The organism is Bacillus sp. AFS073361 (assembly GCF_002567005.1).
In the GTDB taxonomy this organism is placed as follows: Bacteria; Bacillota; Bacilli; order Bacillales; family Cytobacillaceae; genus Neobacillus.
Map to the genome: position 1 here is coordinate 1 of NZ_NUZU01000014.1, position 19,773 is coordinate 19,773.

Annotated in this window: 17 protein-coding genes; 6 read left to right on the forward strand and 11 right to left on the reverse strand. The window is 40.1% G+C overall.

Annotated elements, in window-relative coordinates; translation table 11 throughout:
* Positions 1 to 183: 183 nt before the first annotated feature.
* The 5 genes from lsrF to COJ96_RS09730 are packed head-to-tail and all read right to left on the reverse strand — an operon-like array spanning position 184 to position 5,689.
* Positions 184 to 1,062: a 3-hydroxy-5-phosphonooxypentane-2,4-dione thiolase gene (gene lsrF, locus COJ96_RS09710; protein ID WP_098572746.1), complete on the reverse strand. Its 879-nt coding sequence runs from the start codon at positions 1,060 to 1,062 to the stop codon at positions 184 to 186.
* Between the two features lie 38 nt (positions 1,063 to 1,100).
* Positions 1,101 to 2,168 (reverse strand): autoinducer 2 ABC transporter substrate-binding protein LsrB, encoded by a 1,068-nt coding sequence (gene lsrB / locus COJ96_RS09715; RefSeq protein WP_218936506.1) that lies wholly within the window; start codon positions 2,166 to 2,168, stop codon positions 1,101 to 1,103.
* 14 nt (positions 2,169 to 2,182) lie between these two features.
* On the reverse strand, positions 2,183 to 3,181 hold the full coding sequence (locus COJ96_RS09720; protein WP_098572747.1) for an ABC transporter permease: 999 nt from the start codon (positions 3,179 to 3,181) through the stop codon (positions 2,183 to 2,185).
* Between the two features lie 20 nt (positions 3,182 to 3,201).
* On the reverse strand, positions 3,202 to 4,185 hold the full coding sequence (locus tag COJ96_RS09725) for an ABC transporter permease (protein ID WP_098572748.1): 984 nt from the start codon (positions 4,183 to 4,185) through the stop codon (positions 3,202 to 3,204).
* Complete coding sequence (locus COJ96_RS09730) at positions 4,178 to 5,689, reverse strand: sugar ABC transporter ATP-binding protein (RefSeq protein WP_098572749.1); 1,512 nt, start codon at positions 5,687 to 5,689, stop codon at positions 4,178 to 4,180. Before COJ96_RS09730 ends, COJ96_RS09725 begins: the two co-directional genes overlap by 8 nt.
* 345 nt (positions 5,690 to 6,034) lie before the next feature.
* On the opposite strand from COJ96_RS09730, the gene COJ96_RS09735 reads away from it, so the two are divergent.
* Genes COJ96_RS09735 through COJ96_RS09745 form a run of 3 tightly spaced genes read left to right on the forward strand, consistent with a single transcriptional unit; the run spans position 6,035 to position 8,931 of the window.
* Positions 6,035 to 6,955 carry a sugar-binding transcriptional regulator gene (locus COJ96_RS09735; protein ID WP_098572750.1) on the forward strand — a complete coding sequence of 307 codons (921 nt, stop codon included), beginning with the start codon at positions 6,035 to 6,037 and terminating at the stop codon, positions 6,953 to 6,955.
* 38 nt (positions 6,956 to 6,993) lie between these two features.
* Positions 6,994 to 8,553: an autoinducer-2 kinase gene (lsrK, locus tag COJ96_RS09740; RefSeq protein WP_098572751.1), complete on the forward strand. Its 1,560-nt coding sequence runs from the start codon at positions 6,994 to 6,996 to the stop codon at positions 8,551 to 8,553.
* A gap of 21 nt (positions 8,554 to 8,574) precedes the next feature.
* Positions 8,575 to 8,931, forward strand: a complete 357-nt coding sequence (locus COJ96_RS09745) for a cupin domain-containing protein (protein ID WP_098572752.1) — start codon at positions 8,575 to 8,577, stop codon at positions 8,929 to 8,931.
* Positions 8,932 to 9,297: 366 nt separating this feature from the next.
* Here COJ96_RS09745 and COJ96_RS09750 read toward each other — a convergent pair whose 3' ends face one another.
* From COJ96_RS09750 to COJ96_RS09775, 6 genes are all read right to left on the reverse strand, one after another.
* Positions 9,298 to 9,963, reverse strand: coding sequence for a hypothetical protein (locus COJ96_RS09750; protein ID WP_098572753.1), 666 nt, complete (start codon positions 9,961 to 9,963; stop codon positions 9,298 to 9,300).
* Positions 9,964 to 10,299: 336 nt separating this feature from the next.
* Positions 10,300 to 13,461, reverse strand: a complete 3,162-nt coding sequence (locus COJ96_RS09755) for a glycoside hydrolase family 2 TIM barrel-domain containing protein (protein WP_098572754.1) — start codon at positions 13,459 to 13,461, stop codon at positions 10,300 to 10,302.
* Positions 13,462 to 13,480: 19 nt separating this feature from the next.
* Positions 13,481 to 14,311, reverse strand: a complete 831-nt coding sequence (locus COJ96_RS09760; RefSeq protein WP_098572755.1) for a carbohydrate ABC transporter permease — start codon at positions 14,309 to 14,311, stop codon at positions 13,481 to 13,483.
* On the reverse strand, positions 14,311 to 15,228 hold the full coding sequence (locus COJ96_RS09765; RefSeq protein ID WP_180230039.1) for a carbohydrate ABC transporter permease: 918 nt from the start codon (positions 15,226 to 15,228) through the stop codon (positions 14,311 to 14,313). The genes COJ96_RS09760 and COJ96_RS09765 overlap by 1 nt, the downstream gene beginning before the upstream one ends.
* 62 nt (positions 15,229 to 15,290) lie before the next feature.
* On the reverse strand, positions 15,291 to 16,562 hold the full coding sequence (locus tag COJ96_RS09770; RefSeq protein WP_098572756.1) for an ABC transporter substrate-binding protein: 1,272 nt from the start codon (positions 16,560 to 16,562) through the stop codon (positions 15,291 to 15,293).
* A 175-nt stretch (positions 16,563 to 16,737) separates the two neighbouring features.
* Complete coding sequence (locus COJ96_RS09775; protein WP_098572757.1) at positions 16,738 to 17,766, reverse strand: LacI family DNA-binding transcriptional regulator; 1,029 nt, start codon at positions 17,764 to 17,766, stop codon at positions 16,738 to 16,740.
* Positions 17,767 to 18,221: 455 nt separating this feature from the next.
* Between COJ96_RS09775 and COJ96_RS28535 the strand changes: the two genes are divergently transcribed.
* Genes COJ96_RS28535 through COJ96_RS09790 form a run of 3 tightly spaced genes read left to right on the forward strand, consistent with a single transcriptional unit; the run spans position 18,222 to position 19,618 of the window.
* Positions 18,222 to 18,359 (forward strand): hypothetical protein, encoded by a 138-nt coding sequence (locus COJ96_RS28535; RefSeq protein WP_180230040.1) that lies wholly within the window; start codon positions 18,222 to 18,224, stop codon positions 18,357 to 18,359.
* Between the two features lie 18 nt (positions 18,360 to 18,377).
* Entirely contained in the window at positions 18,378 to 18,827 is a 450-nt protein-coding gene (locus COJ96_RS09785; protein ID WP_142332976.1) for a hypothetical protein, read from the forward strand.
* Positions 18,824 to 19,618 (forward strand): SDR family NAD(P)-dependent oxidoreductase, encoded by a 795-nt coding sequence (locus COJ96_RS09790; RefSeq protein ID WP_098572760.1) that lies wholly within the window; start codon positions 18,824 to 18,826, stop codon positions 19,616 to 19,618. Before COJ96_RS09785 ends, COJ96_RS09790 begins: the two co-directional genes overlap by 4 nt.
* Positions 19,619 to 19,773: the final 155 nt, after the last annotated feature.

Consider the following 19,773-nt stretch of genomic DNA (forward strand, 5'->3'; position numbering starts at 1 on the left):
AAACTTAATCGACAGTCTCATATCTCCGCTTAAATCTGCTTCTTAAGCCTCCTCTTTTTACAATAGGCGGAAATTCTCCGCCTATTGATTCTCATACCTGCACGAAATCAATACGGAGATTCGTAATATGATAAATAGAAAAAAGGGTCAGTCCCCCACTACGGGGGACTGACCCTTGTTAAATTAGTTTATGAGATGCTGGTAAAACTCAAACGCCTCTTTGTCAGTAAACCCTTCATGAACGACCTTAATCACCGCTTGAATCATTTCTTCGGGGTGTTCAGATTGGAAAATATTCCTTCCCATATCGACACCCGCGGCTCCGCCTTGAATAGAGTTATAGGCTAGAGTTAGAGCATCCTTTTCTGGTAATTTCTTACCGCCTGCCACTACTAATGGGACTGGGCATGCTGAGGCGACTTTTTCAAAATCATCACAATAATACGTTTTAACCATTTGTGCACCAAATTCAGCCAGCATTCTTGTCGCTAACAAGAAGAAGCTCGTGGTGCGCTCCATTTCTTTACCAACCGCACAAACACCTAATGTTGGAATGGAGTATCTTGAGCCAAGGTTAACGGCTCGGTTTAACTCTTCGATGGTTTCCTTTTGCCCATCAGAACCAATAAAGGTTTGAATCGCGATCGCACTGGCATTCATCTTAATCGCATCTTCTATATCAACGACCATGGATTCATGACTCAGGTCATCTTGGAGCACACTGGAACCAGAGGAAGCCCGTAAGGCGATCGCTTTATTAAAGGTCGGCGGGACACTGCTGCGGATGGCCCCTCTCGTACCCATCAAGCAATCGGCATAATCTGCCAATCTAGGAATCAGCAAATCTAATCTCTCTAATCCAGAAGTTGGCCCCATGAAATAGCCATGGTCAAACGCTAACATGACCGTTTTGCCTGTGTCCGGGTTAAAGATTCTCGATAACCGATCCTTCATTCCCCAATCAAGATGGTTTGCTCCTTTTACATGGTAATTCCCATTGTTCGCGAATGGTATATTCTCAGAAAAATCCTTTGCGTTTCTGTTGCCTTGTGTATCAGCCATTTCTCCAACTCCTTTATAACAAGTACTCTATTTGACTATTAAAAATCGTAGTCTTTCGTATTATCCTTCGTAAATACAATCCGTTCCGGCAACACAATAATGCCGGAATCATCTGCCGTATAATCGTAGCCTTGGATGGTGTTCGGCTCTACTTTAACGGAACCCATATCAGGAACTTCCAAAGAGTCCCCAACCTTTAAATCCTTCCCTTGAGCCAGCCAATAAGCCACATACACAGCAAGAGCACCTTGATCCTTTACATCCCACAACCCATGATTAGTAATCGTTCCATTCTCAATAAACTGTCTCATCGAATTAGGAGATGCAAATCCTGTAATAATGACATCATCTGCTTTTAACCCTTTATTTTCAGCCGCTTGTGCCATGGCCGGAAGGGCGGTGGAATCCGGGCAAATGACCGCATCAATATCAGGATAAGAACTTACAATACTTTCTCCCACTTGTAATGATTTTTGTTCATTGGCATCACCAAACTGAGTCGTAACCAATTCCCATTTTGGATATTTTTCTTTAATATATTGGTTTGCGGCTTTCACCCATGAATTTTGGTCCGGAACGGTCGGGCTGGAATAGAACCAGGCAATTTTCTTCGCCTCATCAGGTTTATCCATTTGCTGGGCAGCCATGTCAACAAGCATTTTCCCTAGGATATCCGGTGTACCTTGGTCTACATAAACAGAACGAAATTTAGGATCCACATCTGAGTCCCATGTGACCACTTTAATGCCGGCATCTAATGCTTTTTTCAAAGCTTGATTCAGGCCATCAGAAGAGACGGAAGAAATGGCAATCGCATCCGCACCGCTATTGACGGCACTATTAATAATTTGCACTTGATTCGCAACCGTACCTTCAGGGGCACCATCGTACTTCACTTTAAAACCAACCTTCTTGGCCATTTCTTGGGCCCCATCGTTTCCAGACTCAAAGAAGGCATTCCCTGTCATTTTTGGAATGAAAACCACCTGAATATCTTTCGGATCTTTCTTTTTACCCCCGTCTCCGGAAGAGTTTTCATTGGATCCGCAGGCAGCTAATAATAATGTCAGAATCACCATCAAACTTACTATTTTAATAGACTTTATTTTTCTCACTGTAGCTAACCCCCAATATGTTGTTTTTGTGTTAAGATCCTCTTCATGTTCAATCTGAAATCTGGATTTATGCCCAAGAATGCGACAGATACGATAAGAAGAACCCCAGTAGCTAATCCTATATATTGGGTGGAGACCCCGGCCATTTGCAATCCTATCTGCATAAATCCTAATATAATGCTAGCTAAGGCTGTCCCGACAACACCCCCTTTACCTCCTGTAATGAATGTTCCTCCTAACACAACAACGGTGAGAATGGGCATTAGATACTCCGCACCATAATCAGCTCTTGCACTGCCTAAATAGGAAGTTAATACAACCCCTGCAATCCCAGCACTTAACCCTGACAGAACATAGGTACTAGCAATGATTCTTTTCGTATGGATTCCTGAGTAATCAGCGGTGTTTTGGTTAATTCCTGTCAAGTATATATATCTGCCATACCTTGTGCGGTGCAGGAGAATATAAGCAATGAGAAACATGATGATAAAAAGAAGCACAGCATGAGGGATTCCCATGACCTCTCCATTGGCAATGCTGCTAAAACTCTCAGGAAAGCCCGAAATCCCTTCATAGGTACTGACTCCAGACAATCCCACCAGTACAATGGCAATCCCGCTATATAAAAGCATGCCGCCAAGGGTGATGACCATCGCTTGAACTCTTCCATACGCAATCAGAATTCCATTAAGAAGACCGCATACCCCGCCAATGCAAATCGCACAAAGGATAGAAACCCAGATATTGATCCCTGCCACTTGCGACAAAAGCCCCGTGACAACAGAGGTTAATCCAATAATGGAAACGCCTGAAATGTCGATTCCTCCTGTAATCACGACCAGTGTGACAAAAAAGCCAATCATGGCAATCACAATAAAATCGTTAAAGCTATTTAACAAGATTGTGACATTCCAGAATCTTGGATTAATCATTCCAAAAACGATGATTTCAGTAATAATTAAGACGAATAAGGTTAGGTTCCATTTCGAGATTTTATTTAACATGAAAATTTCTGCACCTCCTTTTACAGAACCCTCGCATTTAATCTTACTTTCTTTGCCTTTTTATTCGCATGAAACGCAAGCAGGGCATCAATCACGACAATGACGATTAATAGAGAACCCGATATCGTATCATTCCAAAAGGCCGGCACTTTCATATAAACTAGAGCAGAGTTGATGGACGTTAAAATAATCGCTCCCAATGCCGCACCAACAACCGTCCCAATCCCGCCGATCAATGACACCCCTCCAAGAACGCAAGCGGCGATCACCGTCAACTCGATTCCTGCTCCAGCATTGGTGGAGACAAAGCCAATTTGACTAACAAAGATTAATCCAGCTAAAGAAGCACAGACGCCAGAAATGACAAAGGAATAGGCAATATATCGATTCACAGGAATCCCTAAGGAAATGGCTCCGTCTTTGTTATCACCAATCGCATTGTAATATCTTCCTTTACTGCTTCTAGATAGATATAACTGAACGAATATAACCCCCGCAATAACGATGAAGGATAATAAATTAATTCCAAAGATGTCTATATTCGAAAGTTCTTTAAAGTTTGCAGGTATATTTTCTACCCATTTTCCGTCCGTATAAATAACTTGAATCACTCTCGTAATGGAAAGGATTGCTATCGTCATAATAAACGAAGAAATTTTTAACTTGATCACGCCAAATCCATTAATGAGTCCAACGATCGCTCCAATAAGTATGGCAGCGATCACAGCTAGAAGGATAGTTCCTCCATCGCGAAGAATCGTTCCACACACAGCCGCACTTAGTCCCAGCGTTCCGCCTACGGAAATATCCAAATTCCCGGTTAATAGAACAAAGGTCATCCCAACGGCAAGAACAATATAAAGCAAGCTGCTTTTCAAGGATCGATCGATATTTTGTAAAGATAAATAGTCAGAGTTGATAACGCCCACAACCATAAATAGAAGGACTAGAAATAGGAAAGTTCTAAATTCCCGTTGTTTGAATATGTTTCTAACCCTAGGCATGTGTCTGATCACTTCCTTTAAATGTTCCAAAAGCTGCCTTCATCACATTGACCGCATTGATTTGGTCTGCGTGTAGGCAAACATCGCAGGTCCCCTGATAGACAGCATAGATGCGGTCGCTCATTCTTTCGATTTCTTCTAAATCAGAGGAAATGAGGAGAATGGAAAATCCCTGGCTTTTTAATTCTGACAGAATGGAGTAGATGTCACCCCTCGCAGCCGCATCAATTCCCCTTGTTGGTTCATCCATAATGATTAATTTAGGGTTCATGGATAACGCCCTTGCAATCACAGCCTTCTGTTGATTTCCGCCTGAAAGAGATTTGATTTCATCCGCCCCAGAATTCACCTTAATCCTTAATCGATCAATATACTGACCAGCCACTTGTTCTTCAACCTTTTTCTTCGTAAAAAAACCGTGTCGTTTAATCAGTTGAGAGGTGATATTATTTCTCACGGAGGTGATCGAAAAAATACCGTTCAAAAATCGATCTTCCGGTATATAAGCCAACCCGCTCTCAACCGTTTCATTTACGGATAACTTGGTAATGTCCTTTCCATCCAGATAGACTTTTCCACTCTTAATTGGATGAATGCCGTAAATCGCTTCCGCAATCTCTGTTCTTCCGGCACCGACCAGCCCGGCAAGACCCACTACCTCTCCCTTATAAACTTCAAAGCTAATATTCTTAAATCCATCGCCAACGATGTTTTCCACTTTAAGGATCGGTTCTTCTCCCTCGTGAACAGCCCCTCGTCTTTTGAATGGATCTTCGTCATGATTTTTATTATTTCCAACTGGGAGCAGCCCTTGAATCAACAAGTCTTTCGTGAACTCCTCAATTTTCCCTTGAAGCGTTACTTTTCCGTCCCGTAATAGGACGGCATGGGTGGAAATCTGAAAGACTTCATCAAGACGGTGGGTAATATAGAAGATTCCAACCCCAGCATTTTTCAACTGTTTAATCACTTTGAATAATGACTCTGTTTCTGAAAACGTTAAGGTAGAGGTGGGTTCATCCAGAATCAACACTTTTGACTTTCTTAAAAGTCCCTTTATGATCTCAAGCTGTTGTTGTTCAGCGATACTTAATGTAACAGCTAACCGGTTCAAATCAAGATTCCAGCCTAACTCTTTAATAAGCTTTGCGGACTCTTCTCTCACTCTATTTTTATCATTACTAAATCCAATCGTGAGGTTTTGTTCCACCGTCATATTGGGGAATAGCAAAGGTTCCTGCGGTACTAAATAAATGCCTCTTTCATGTGCAGAAGAAGGATTGAGATGATCCGCCGTTTCACCAGCAATCTCAATAACCCCATCATCCGCCTTGTAGATCCCTGTGAGGATTTTCATTAAGGTGCTCTTCCCTGCTCCATTACCGCCGATGATCGCTATCACTTCTGACTCATTCAGTTCTAATGAAACACCCTCCAAAACGATGTTTCGGTTAAAGGCCTTTCGAATATTCTCCAATCTTACTAAGTTTCTCGGCGCTTTCATCCTAACCCCCTCCCTTAAACTATTTTTGTAACCGCTTACTAATAAATCTATTACGGATTCATACATTTTATTAACGAATAAACATATTATTGCTAGTAACCCTTCTATAGATTTTTGATGGTGCAAATGTAAAAAACAAGCCTTAACACCCAATGAATGATTCCCTCGTAGATTATATGAACTAGGCACTCTATTCATTACATGCTTATGACAATAGAGAAGGATGATCGACTCATAAGGATAGGAGATTGGGCCGCTACTTTTGTTCTACCGTCATGCAAAAGTATCACAATTGTTTTAACATAAAACTTTTGTTTCAAAAATAAACTGTAAAGAGTGAAGAACATGTTATATGAAAATAGCCTGATCATAAAAATCGCATGGAAATATTACATTGAAGGAATGACGCAGAATGAGATCGCCGAGTCTTTAAATCTATCAAGAATGAAAGTGATTAAATACCTAGAGATCGCGAAAGCCAATAACATTATCCAATTTAAAATTAACCTAGGAAAATTGGTCAATATCGATTGGCAGAATCAAATCAAGCAGAAATATCAATTACAAGATATTTATATCGTTCCTGCCTCTAACGAAAATCCGTTAGATAGTCTGACAAAAGCCGCCGCCCACTATATCCAAGACCGAATTACCAGCGACACCATGATTAATGTTGGGTATGGGCAAGCCGTTTCAGGAACCTTGGGACATTTAAATATCTCAACAAAATATAAGGTCACCTTCGTCTCGTTATCCGGGGGCGTCAAATTCTACATTCCAACAGCGATCGATTCATCATCCGATTATTACACCAATCCCAATTACACCCATTACATTATGCCGGCCCCATTATTAACATCTACAGAGCACCTCGCCCAACAGTTAATTAATGAAAAACCAATCAAGAAAATCTTTGAAATGATTCCTTATTCTACAATTACCATCATCGGCATTGGAGCAGTAAACGAACGAGCCACCCTTGTAAAGGAAGGATATTTGAGCACGCATGAAATGGAAATCTATAAATCATTGGGGGCTGCAGGAGATTTATTAAGCCAATTTTATGATCGAAATGGCCAGGTTTTAGATCTTCCCTTGCATAAGCAATTAGTTAGTACCGATATCCATTTATTAAAATCACTGAACCATGTGGTGGCCGTGGCAGGAGGAACGGAAAAAACGGAGGCGATTATCGGCGCACTAAAAGGGGGCTATATCGATGTATTAATAACAGATGAGGTGGTGGCTAAAAGTCTCATTGAATGACATGCTCCTGATCATGATAGAAAGGAAGAGTTGCTAACATGGAAAAGTACTTAATGGCGATTGATGCCGGAACCGGAAGTGTCAGAGTCATTTTATTTAACACACTCGGCCATGAACAATTCGTTGCCCAATCAGAATGGACCCATCATGAAGATAAACGGTATCCTGGCTCCATGGACTTTGCTATCGAGAAAAATATAGACTTGATTATCCAATTAATAAAGGAAATCTTGGCAAAGAGTAAAGTTAACCCCGAAAACATTGTGGCGATTTCCACCACAAGTATGCGTGAAGCCATTGTCCTATACGATGAAACCGGGAAGGAATTATGGGCATGTGCCAACGTAGATTCAAGATCAAACGAGGAAGTGGCTCACCTTTGTAAAATAAGTGACACACTTGAATCAGACATTCATCAGATTTCCGGACAGACCTTTTCATTAGGCGCAATCCCCAGAATTCTTTGGGTAAAAAATCACCTCCCTGAAACCTATCAAAAGGTTCGATACGTTACCATGCTGAACGACTGGATTACCTATCGTATGACCGGTGTGATCTCTGTTGAACCTTCAAATGGCTGCACCACTGGCCTTTTTGATATTAAGAAAAGAGTTTGGGATCCAAGCATTGCAAAGAAGGTAGGTCTTAGTGGGGATATTTTTCCGATTGTAAATGAAAGCGGATCTATCATCAGCCAGGTTACGGAGGAATTTTCCGCCCTTACTGGATTAAGCACACAGACGGTCGTGGTGGCAGGAGGCGGCGATGCCCAATTAGGCTGCATTGGCATGGGGGTCATCAATGAAGGGGATGCAGCTGTTTTAGGCGGGAGCTTTTGGCAATATGAATATACAACCACTCAGGTAGAAATCAATAATCAATGCAAAGTAAGAGTGAATTGCCATGCCATCCCAAATACCTGGCAATATGAAGCCATCGCCTTCTTTCCCGGACTGATCATGAGATGGTTCAGGGATACGTTTTGTGAGCTGGAAGCCTTTCTTCAGAAGGAAAACGGGGAAAGCATTTATGCCCAAATGGAGAAAAGAGCACAACATGTACCGGCAGGCTGCAATGGAATGATTTGTACGTTTTCCGATAAAATGAACTACTTTTCATGGAAACATGCGGCACCAAGTTTCATAGATTTTAAGTTTGATAGCTCCTATAATAAAGCATCGTTTTACCGGGCCATTATGGAAAATGCCGCTTTTGTCACAAAGGGCAATATTGACATCATTTCAGAAATAACAAACAAATCACCGGAAACGATTGTGTTTGGAGGCGGCGCATCAAAAAGTGATCTATGGTGCCAAATTGTTGCCGACGTTCTGAATATAAAGGTAAAAGTTCCAGTGGTAAAGGAATCAACAGCTTTAGGTGCGGCCATTTGTGCTGGTGTAGGAGCGGGCATTTTTGAAAGCTTTAATGAAGCCATTACTCAAGTGGTTAAGTTCGAAAAAACCTTCGAACCAAACGAATCAAATCACTTCATTTATGAAGAGGTATATAAAAAGTGGGAAGCTGTGTACAAGGTACAGCTAGAGCTGGCAGATCAAGGACACACCAACCATATGTGGATTGCCCCAGGACTATAACATCCAAAGGAGTGAAACAAAATGACTGTTATTAACGAGAATGAGCGAGACTACCGATTTGGTGACAGCGGTCCTAAGTATCTTCAAAAAGGACCCCGAATGAACTTTGGTATTGTTGTCCTGCAGCCAGGACAGGATTTTACAGCCCATTATCATAACTTCATGGAAGAAAACTTCTTTATCTTAGAAGGCGAACTGGAAATTCACATTGACGAGGAGATTTTCCAATGTAAACAAGGAGATTTTATCCATGTGGAACCAAAAAAGGTCCACTATTTAATTAATAAAGGAGATACCCTCCTTAAAGCGGCCTTTATGCTGGCACCCTACCATGAAACAGATAAAGTCGAGGTCGAATACCGTCCATATGGTAAGTAGCGAGGCTGCCAAGGGACGATTCTTATAGAGGGCAATCGCAAGTTTTGCGCCGCACAACTTTAGGAACGGTGCCTGACACCCCCAAGGGTGTCAGGCACTTATAGTTACATATTCAAAAACCCGTCCCGTCTCACTTTCATTTAAATAAGAAGTCTCTTGTCCTTAATCAGCGGAAGTAAAATAAGCGGAGATTTTCCGGTTAAATGCAGAATGGAGCTCGTTTCGGGGTAAATAAGGGAAGTTTTTCCGCTTATGCAATTCAAAATCCCCCATTTTCACGTTTTTCGAGTAAATAGGCGGAATTTCTCCGGCTATTTAAGCTACTCTTAATGATAATTTCTAAATAAGCGGAATTTTTCCGCCTAATTATCTGATCGGATGCTTAACATGATCCCCCAACTGATAAGTGCGGATCCTCTTAACCCCGGATGCGGGAATCAACATCTTTTTGTCGACTAGTTGAGAAAATACCTTCCTTACCGTCTTGTCACTTAGCTTCAAATACGCTTCGACTTCTTTAGGGGATATGGCTTCTCCTTTTCGAATCGTTAACCGGAGCACTTCCTTTTCGACAAAGGACAGAGATGTCTGATCCAGTTCATCCCCCAGCCATTGGCCAATCACTTGTTGAACAATCTGTTGGCATTGACGAGGCTTTTCTTTAACTTGGTCATAAGAAAAGCGAATCACGGTCCATCCATCAATCACCAACTGGTTTTGACGTTCCAGGCTGTCGGAAAATTGCCATCTGCTAATATTCTTTAGGTGAGGGCCATACCCGTCGACCTCAAAACAAATCCGGATGGCCGGACGAATATAAGCAAAATCCAAATACCTTTTTCCATCCTTGAAATCATCAACTTCATACTCAGGATGAAGATACCGAAAATGGTAAAATAAAGGCCACCACACTTGTTTCAAAAACAATCTTTCAGCCTGGTTATGACCTTCTTGTAAGCGTCGCAGCCTTTCACCGGTTCGTACCTGTAAATGAGCATTTAAAAAGGCCTGATATTCTTCTTCAAATCCCATTGCATCCATCTCCTCATCAACTTTTACAGCTTTCTTCTATTATCAAACTTCGCATACATACTCGATGCCTTAATTCATTGGAACTTCGGACAGATTTTTAAACGTAATGATTGTTAATGTGAGTGAAAAAAGAGGTTAATGTGGTTTCAATTGAAGAAAGTAAAGACTTGCGGAGCAGCTAATATTAAATGAATTTTTAGTGAAGAATTCGAGGATAAACAAACTACCTTTAGTTTAATAAAATTCCTCAATTTGTCAATTTATTTTCTAAATAGGGGTACTTAAATTTTATTAGAAAAATATATCCCCTCCACATGATGAAGGGGATACATTCTATTAAATGATTTCACTCTTACTTACATTCTTCGCTTTATCTATTACACTAATAAACTTTTTACTTAAAGCAATGGGTGAATGGGAATTTTCATCATATGGCAGCATTGAAAATGTAAATTCAAAGTTTTTGTTTTCCAAGCGATACTGTTCCTGCACCTCTTGACCACAGCTGGCTGAGCCCAGCCCATATTGCTGTTGATCAACATGTAAGGTGATATACGGCTGTTTAAATAGGTCACATGTATGTTTAGCGGCCTCCAACTGTTCAACCGTATAATAGCTTGCAGTGAAATCAAAAGTGGAGCCACTGATGAACAATCCTTTTCCACTCTCTTCTGTAAAACTTGCCCATTTTGTTTGATGGCGGTTCCCGTTTTCCTGCGGGAACACATACGGCGTATGCAAATGATCAACGGTTGATGACCAAATGCTCATCTTCGACGCCTGCCTGCTATCACTATAGGCTTCATTGGGCCCTAGTCCATACCACTGCACGTAATCGTAGGTATCTTCTACCACCATTTCCACGCCAATTCGCGGCAGATACTGAGGTCCCTCACCAGTTTTCACGCCCTTGATCTCCACTACAATTCTTCCATTCGCATGGATGGTATAGAGATAGGCCACATGGAATCCCCACGCAAGAACCGGTGGTGCCAGTTTGGCTTCACACTGAATGACAACAGACTGGAGATCTTCACTGATGGTGACGTCCGTTCCAATGATTCGATGCTGAATGGCATGTACGCCAAATTCCTTCCATCGTTTGGTAACCGAGCTTGCGTTAAATTCTTCAGAACCCAACAAATCATTATCTATTGGTGCTCTCCAGAAGTGTAACAATGGTCCCTTCGACATCACAAGTTGACCATCAAAACAAAAATCTTCTATTCGGCCATTTTGTTTATTAAAGGTCAATTCAAAGGCAGGCCCAGCTATTTTCGTGGTGGAAGCTTTATCTTGAACCGTTAATTGGCCTAAATATGGTGTTTCAATCTGAGCAAAACGAGAGATTGGGAGTTCATATTGTGACCACGCAACCGTATGACCTGAATCTGCCCATCGTGTCTTTTCTTTCGTCTTCCAAACGAGATTTAACCAATAATCTGTATTTACCTTCACCACTGTCGGTAGATGAATTGGTAAATCAACCACCTTAGCTGTGTTTGCAGGAATGGCTGGAACATCGACCATTCCACCTGCAAGGATTTGCCCGTCAGCTTCAATAAACCACTCACACTGTAACGTTGATAAATCGGAAAAATCAAATCGATTTTGGACAAGAATGGTGTTTTCCATATCATTAAAATCGGATGTAACAACTGGTTCAATCACCTTTTTAAATTCAGCTAAGGCTGGGGATGGCTCACGATCCGGTCGAACCAATCCATCGATCACAAAGTTTCCATCATGTGGTGTCTCCCCAAAATCACCGCCGTATGCAAGATATTCCTTACCCTCTTCTGTAAATTGGCGTAGACCGTGGTCAACCCATTCCCATACAAAACCGCCCTGTAATCGATCATAAGCATAAAAGGTCTCCCAATATTCTTTGAAACCACCTGGCCCATTGCCCATTGCATGAGCATATTCGCATAAAATATGAGGCTTGTTTAAGTAGGTTAATCCCCCAATTACCTTTAATTTTTCAATGGGTGTGTACATGGACGTATGAACATCCGTTGCTACTGGATCCTTCGTTGGGATAAAGTGATCCTCCAGCAAAATTTCTCTCGTCTCCCCTTCATAGTGGACAAGTCTTGAAGGGTCTCTTCTTTTTGCCCATTCATACATCGAAACATGATTTTGTCCAAAACCGGACTCATTCCCTAATGACCACATAATGATGGAAGGATGATTCTTATCTCTTTCTACCAATCTTTCCATTCGATCTAAATAGGCATGTTCCCATGCTGGATCATTACTTAATACATGTGGCTGCCCAATCTTGGTCAACCCATGACACTCAAGATCAGCTTCATCAATCACATAAAAGCCAAATTGATCACAAAGATCATAGAACCTCGGGTCGTTTGGATAATGCGCGGTCCGGATGGCATTAATGTTATGCTGTTTCATTAAAACTAAATCCTCCATCATGGAACGTAATGGGACAGCCCTTCCATAATCAGGATGGGCGTCATGTCGATTAACACCTTTAAACATAATGGCTACACCATTTACGAGTAATTGACCGCCTTTAATCTCAACCGTCCTAAATCCGCATTTATGTGGAATAACCTCTACCACTTCCCCCTCAGGATTTAATAGAGTAACCACCACATCATATAAGAAAGGAGTTTCAGCATTCCATGATTTCACTTGATCCAAATGGATCGAACCTGTCACTGTTTCTTCCACTGCACCTTGTTTGTGTAAAGCGACAACAGTGCCCTCCTGTTGGATTTCTATTTCCACTGAATGATCTTGATACACTCCTGATAAAGCGATCTCAAAATTAAGCCGGCCATCTTGATAGCCAGGTTCTAAAGTACCATTCAAAAACAGATCGCAGATATGCACATCCGGTTTTGAGAAAATATAAACATCCCTAAAAATTCCGCTTAACCACCACATATCTTGATCTTCAATATAAGAAGATTCGGCCCATTGATAGACTCGTACGGAGATCCGGTTCTCGCCTTCTCTTACAAAATGAGTAATATCAAACTCTGATTGAAGTCGGCTGCCTTGACTATATCCTGTGAAATATCCATTCACCCAAACATGGAAAGAGCTATCAACACCCTCAAACATAAGATGTACCTTCCCTTGTAAGGCTTCCTTGGTAACGTAAAAGGTGCGGCTGTAAGACCCCGTTGGATTCTCTGATGGAATATACGGAGGTTCTACTGGAAAAGGATACTGGACATTTGTATAATGTGGTTTTCCGTACCCATTTAATTGCCAATGAGATGGTACGGTAATATCCGCCCAATGATCTGTGGAGTAATCTGCCTGGTAAAAATCACTTGGTGATTCCATCGGTGAGTTCGCGTAATCAAATTTCCAATTACCATTGAGCAATAAAAAACCTTGAGAGTCTCCTCGGTCATACGTAAGGGCTTCTTGTTTATTTTTATAGCTAAAAAAGGTTGACCTGGCTGGCAGTCGATTCTTATGTAACACATTCAAGTTTTCCCAATCATGTTGTAAATGCATCTTTATTCTCCTCTCGATTTTATCCTTTAACAGATCCGCCATATATGCCGCTGATAAAATACTTTTGCAATAACAGGAATAAGATTAATACCGGAACAATGCTGATAACTGTTCCCGCTAATACTTGGCCATAATAGACGACCTGGCCTGGAGCCACTAACTGAGATAATAGAACAGGTAACGTTGTACTCTCACGATCCTGTAAAATAATGAGCGGCCACAAATAATTGCCCCATTGTTGGATAAAGCTCAATATACCCAAAGCAGCTAATGGCGGTAAAGATGTAGGCAAAATAATTTTATGAAAAATGGACATTTCACTAGCCCCATCAATTCTCGCCGCTTCTATCATTTCAGTCGGAATACTCATCATATTTTGCCTCATAAAAAAGACCCCAAAGGCGTTCGCGAGCGCCGGTAAAATGACTGACTGGGGTTGATCTTGCCAGCCGAACCCGATGATCATTTTGAACAAAGGAATTAATGTCACTTGGTGTGGCAGCATCATCGTAATTAATACGATAACGAATAGGATATTTTTCCCTTTAAACTCATATTTAGCGAAGGCATATCCTGCAATCGCACACAAATATAATGTAGCAATCGTAAAAATGGTGGAGATGAGTAAACTATTACCCAATGCCTGCCAAATAGGAGCAGAAGCCGAGAGTCCCGTTATGTTATTCATAAACTCCCCACTTGGTAATAACTTTGGAGGACTTTGAAATATGTCACTATCAGATAGAGTTGAACCTACAAACATCCAATAAAAAGGGTACACAGAAGCAATACTAACCAGAATTAAAAATAGATATCCTGCTGATTTTGTTAAGAAGGATGATCCTTTCATTAAATTTCTCCTCCTTTTGAAACCTTGATTTGGAAGAAGCTAATAATCCCAACGATAATGGTAATGATATACGCTGCGGCTGATGCATACCCAAATTGGAAGCTTTGAAATCCAAATTGATAAAGGTACATAATAGGTGTATTGGTAGCATTGTTTGGTCCGCCCGCAGTCAATAAGGAAGGCTCCGTAAATAATTGAATCGTCCCAATGGTAGAAAGAATTCCACAAAACAGCAGGATTGGTTTTAGCATGGGAATGGTGATCTTAAAGAATTGGGTGAACTTGTTGGCCCCATCCACTTCAGCGGATTCATACAACGAGTCATCAATCGTTGTGATTCCTGCCAACAAAATAATCGTATTATAACCGGTCCATCTCCATGTCACCGCAATAATAATTAACACTTTCGACCAGAACGGGTCACTAAACCAATGAATAGGGTCAATATGAATGAGACCTAAAACGTAATTCATCATTCCGTATTGCTCATTAAAAATAAGGGTAAATACAATGGAATAGGTGACTAAATCAATTAATACCGGCAAAAAAATACATAATCGAAAGATGGCCTTCCCCTTAATAAATTTAGAGTTTAATAGGACAGCTAATAATGTCCCTATAATGAGCATGAGCGGTACTTGAACAATTAATATGATAAAAACATTGTATAAGGACTTCCAAAATAATCCGTCCGTTAGGATGTTTTTAAAGTTTTCCAATCCAACCCATTCTGCACGGTTTCCTTGAGCAGAGGTGAAGGATAAATACAATGATTCAATTATGGGATACACCATGAAAATGGCAAACACGATAAAAAACGGCGATAGAAATAGGTAGGGAGTTAATTTTTTTAGATTCCTTTTTTTCTTACTAGCAATAGAAGGATTTGTCATTTGTCCAACAGCTGTTTCCCTCATTTTGGCACCTCCTAAAATAAGAGTAGGTGTTTAACTAGCAAACACCTACTTTATTAGTTTTTTTAATGATTTACTTTAAGCTTAGTAGATTTTGAAATAGATTCTGCAGCAGTTCCCATCATTTTCTTGACATCATTTCCTGCTAACACACCGTCAATCATATCTTTAAGCGGTTTCGTTGCATCTAACATAATCGGACCATATTCCATATCTTTAATGGATGTGGTTTGTTTTGCAAAGAAGGGATATAATTCCATTCCAAAATACTCATCTTTTGTATTAAATGCTTCACTTTTATAGAAAGGAGTATAGGAAGGGAAAAGTCCGTATTTTAGCATAATCTTTTGACCTTCATCTGTAGTTAACACATATTCAATAAATTTAAATGCTGCATCCGCATTTTTAGACTGTTTTGACACCGCTAAGACAGAGCCGCCTAAATTGGCTTGTGTATTTCCACCCTCCTCAAAAGCAGGGATCGGAACGATGCCCCATTTACCAGCTTGTTTTTCAACAGAATGGCTTAACGTGCCCGCATACCATACAGGTAAAATAACACTAGCAGCTTTATCGTTCGTTAACGCTGGAATTCGTCCATTGCCGTCATGAACATTAATGGCAATGCCCTCATCCTTCATTTTCTTTTGAAGTAAAAGTGCTTTTTCTGATTCCGGAGAATTCACATTAATTTTTCCATCTTTCACATAAGAACCACCCAATTGGTTTAAGAAGATTTCATAAAGATTAAAATCATCTGTATAGAGGGTCATCGCTGTGTCAGGGAATGTTTCTTTTAATTTCTTACCTGCTTCAATATAATCGCTCCATGTTTTGATCGATTCAACATCAATGCCTGCTTTTTCAAATAAATCAATTCGATAATATAAAGCCGTTGGACCTACATCCCATGGCATGGCATATATTTTTTGATCTTGTGTAACGCTTTTCCAAGAAGACTCAATAAAATCATCTTTATATTTTTCCGTTTCGTCTGTTAAATCCTCAAATTGATCAGGAAACTTCTGAAGAAATGCCGGAAAATCCCTTGCTTGTGTTTGAATAATATCCGGAGCTCCTGTTCCTGCTGCTAAAGCTGGGGTAACTTTAGAATATCCAGTATCTGTATGCAGCACTTCCACTCTTATATCTGGGTACTTTTTGTTAAATCCCTCAATTTGTTCGGTTAAAGCATCTGCAGCGGCATTCCAGGATGCCACAGTAATTGTAGCTTTTCCATCAGTAGAACTAGCCCTTTCATCTTTTCCACTGCTACAGGCTGTCAAGAAAACAGATAGAACCAATAATACTGACAATAATACTGAGAACCTTTTCATTTTTTTCGCTCCCTTTTTTAAAAGTCTATGGTCACGTGACCACCCTCCAGAAAAAAATATGGTCACGTAACCATATTACAGAAAAAAATAATATGGCCACGTAACCACATTATTTAAAAATTTCTGCTATGCTATTAAAATAAATTAAATTGTAATCGTTGTCAATTCAAAATTACTAAATCATTAATTTTTTCACTGATTCTCTTTCTTTTAACATGACTTCAACTTCAATACTTTTCTCAATTGTATTTTCGTTCTGAATTTGATCCATCAACTGCTGTACGAGCATTTTGCCAATTTCCCTTTTTGGAATATTCATCGTAGTCAACGTGGGTGTCACAATTTTAGCTAACTCAATATTATCCACACCAATGACTGAAATATCTTCAGGAACCTTCTTCCCGCTTTCAATAATCGCTCTTATTGCCCCAGCAGCTAACAAATCGTTCGATGCAGCAACAGCAGTAAAATATTGCCCCTTATCTAATAACATCTTAATCGCTTCATACCCTGTCGTTAATTTATCTTCATACATTTCAACGAATATTCGATAATATTCCTTAATCTCTAAGTTATGTTCCTTCATAGCCATTTCATAGCCCTTGTATCTTGGATTGCTGCTTTTTTCTTTTTGATAATAATGGCCTAAAAAAAGAATTTCCTTATGTCCATTTGTTATCAAATGGTTTACAGATTGCCTCATTACTTTCTTTAAATCAACATATACATGAGGAATTTCTGCCTTAAGCGGAATGTTTAGTTTATCAATTCGATCCCAGTAGATAGACAGAGGCATTTTTTTTATATTTTCGAGAATATCTTTAATCATAATTAATTCATGTGAGGCTAGCAGAATCAAACCATCATAAGGGCCTTCTACAACTTGCTTTAAAAAATCGGGTTTTTTCTTTGTAATATTATATAAAGATAATGAATATCCAACCTCTATTGCCATTTCCTCTATCCCCATAAACATTTCTGCAAAAAAGGAGTTATTAATAGAGGGGGAGATACAAGCAATTTGTTTATAGGATTTCATCCGTAAATTCTGTGCTGCCCGGTTCGGTATGTAGTTCAATTCGGCAATGGCTGCTTCTATTCGTTTTCTTACTTCCATAGCAACATACCCGTTATTATTGATGACACGTGACACTGTTGATGGTGAAACTCCTGCCTTCAGAGCCACATCTTTTCTTGTAACCATACACACTCCCCTTTTATCTATATAACCAATTACATTATATATTGTACCTTGTATTGTTGCCTTTATCTAGCATCTCTAACAAGAAAGGTATTGAGTTGTATTTTGTTTTTCTCTGGGCGTAACAGGCACTGGAATTTACCCTCACCAACCGACACTCTTTCGACTAAATATCGTATAGGCTATACTATTCAAACGTTTGGTTAAGACTTCTACAAGTACTGATGTATATGAATTCCAGCAGCAAGATAGACAAGAAAAATGTCGAAAAGCATTAATTAATTTCGCAGGAAATAACCCATCTTTTAACAAATTCAGATGGGTTTCTCATAAACTTACATTAAAAATGAACATCACCTATTGGTGTCAGGCACTCTTCATATTAGTATTATCATAGGAATATATATGTAAAATGTTTCAAGTCTTTTAATCTACCAACGGTTAGTAATGAGGGGGAAATGAATGTTATATACAGACGAGTCTTTGGAAAAGTTACGGATGGAAGGCGATCCAGTTCTGGACCAAATAATCGCAGAATTGTTCAAGAACAGTCAAGTTGGCTCCGTAAACAATTTGTTGAAGCAATTGATGCATAATGACCAAGAGTATCAATCATGCTGGGAGTTCGAGAAGATATTATCCCAGAAACAATGGAACAGTCAAAGCAGTTGGAGAAAATGATTAAAAAAAGACACCATGGACCATCTCCTGAAGGAGTCCAGATGACCCGTGCTCTACTTGAATTTCACGCAGGCCTCATTCCCGGTGAGATGTTTGACAACATGATCCCAGCTCTAATTCGAGAAACCGTAGGAGACGAAATAGCAGACTGGATGGAAGTACCACACTCCAATTGGCAAAAACTGATGAAATTCAAAGAGCTAATGGGCTTTTTTCTCGACTCAGATTATACGGGCTTTTTGGGAAGTATGGTTAATCGGCTTGGGTTAGCCTTAATTAAGCGTCAGTCACTAGCGATGACCGATTATGAATATACACCCTTTCTCATCCCAACTGAACTGCGGAAGGTTTGGGGGATTGAGGAAATTGGGGGAATTGCATGAAAGTATTCAATAAGGTCATTGTCGTAACAGGCGCTGGAGGCGGGATTGGAAGTGAACTCGTTCGTCAGCTTTTAGAAAAAGGAGCTAAAGTCGCAGCCATTATCCACAAATCCGGGCTAGAGGAAATAAAATCATTAGCAACAGTCTATGGAAACGACAAGATTTCAACACACATTGCTAATCTAGCTAACAGAGATGATGTGGAAAAGCTCCCAGAGGAGATCATTGCCGTGCATGGATGCATAGATGGAATTATTAATAATGCAGGAATTATTCAACAGTTTCATAGTGTGAATGATCTTGATTATGAACAAATTCATCGAGTGATGGATGTCAACTTTTACGGTACGCTCTATATGTGCAAATCATTCTTACCATACCTTTTAAAACGGCCAGAATCTCACATAACCAATGTATCAAGCATGGGGGGATTTCTTCCTGTACCGCTTCAATCGGTTTACGCAGCTTCCAAAGCGGCCGTTAAAATGTTCACTGAAGGCCTTCATTTAGAGCTTAGAGATACCCATGTAGGCGTAACGATCGTCTTTCCTGGTGGAGTCGACACGAACATCGTCAAAAATGCAAGAATTGAATTAGAAGGTGCCGACAACCATTCATATAAGATGCTCAGCCCAAATGAAGCAGCTGCCATCATTATTAAAGGGATGGAAAATAAAAAATACCGGGTATTAGCCGGAAATGATGCAAAAATAATGGACTTTTTATATCGTTTAAATCCGAAAAAAGCAACGGACATCATTGCTAAAAAGATAAAAACACATTTGAAATAAGAATAACCTTTTACAAATTTCTGGATTAAACAAATAATGATCGTAGCTGCCCTTTTGGCAGCTTTTGTTTTTAATCAGGCTTAACCCTTAAAAGAGTGACAGCACCAAATTTCGCACAAAAAAAGACAACCATCACTGAGGACACTGCAAAACAC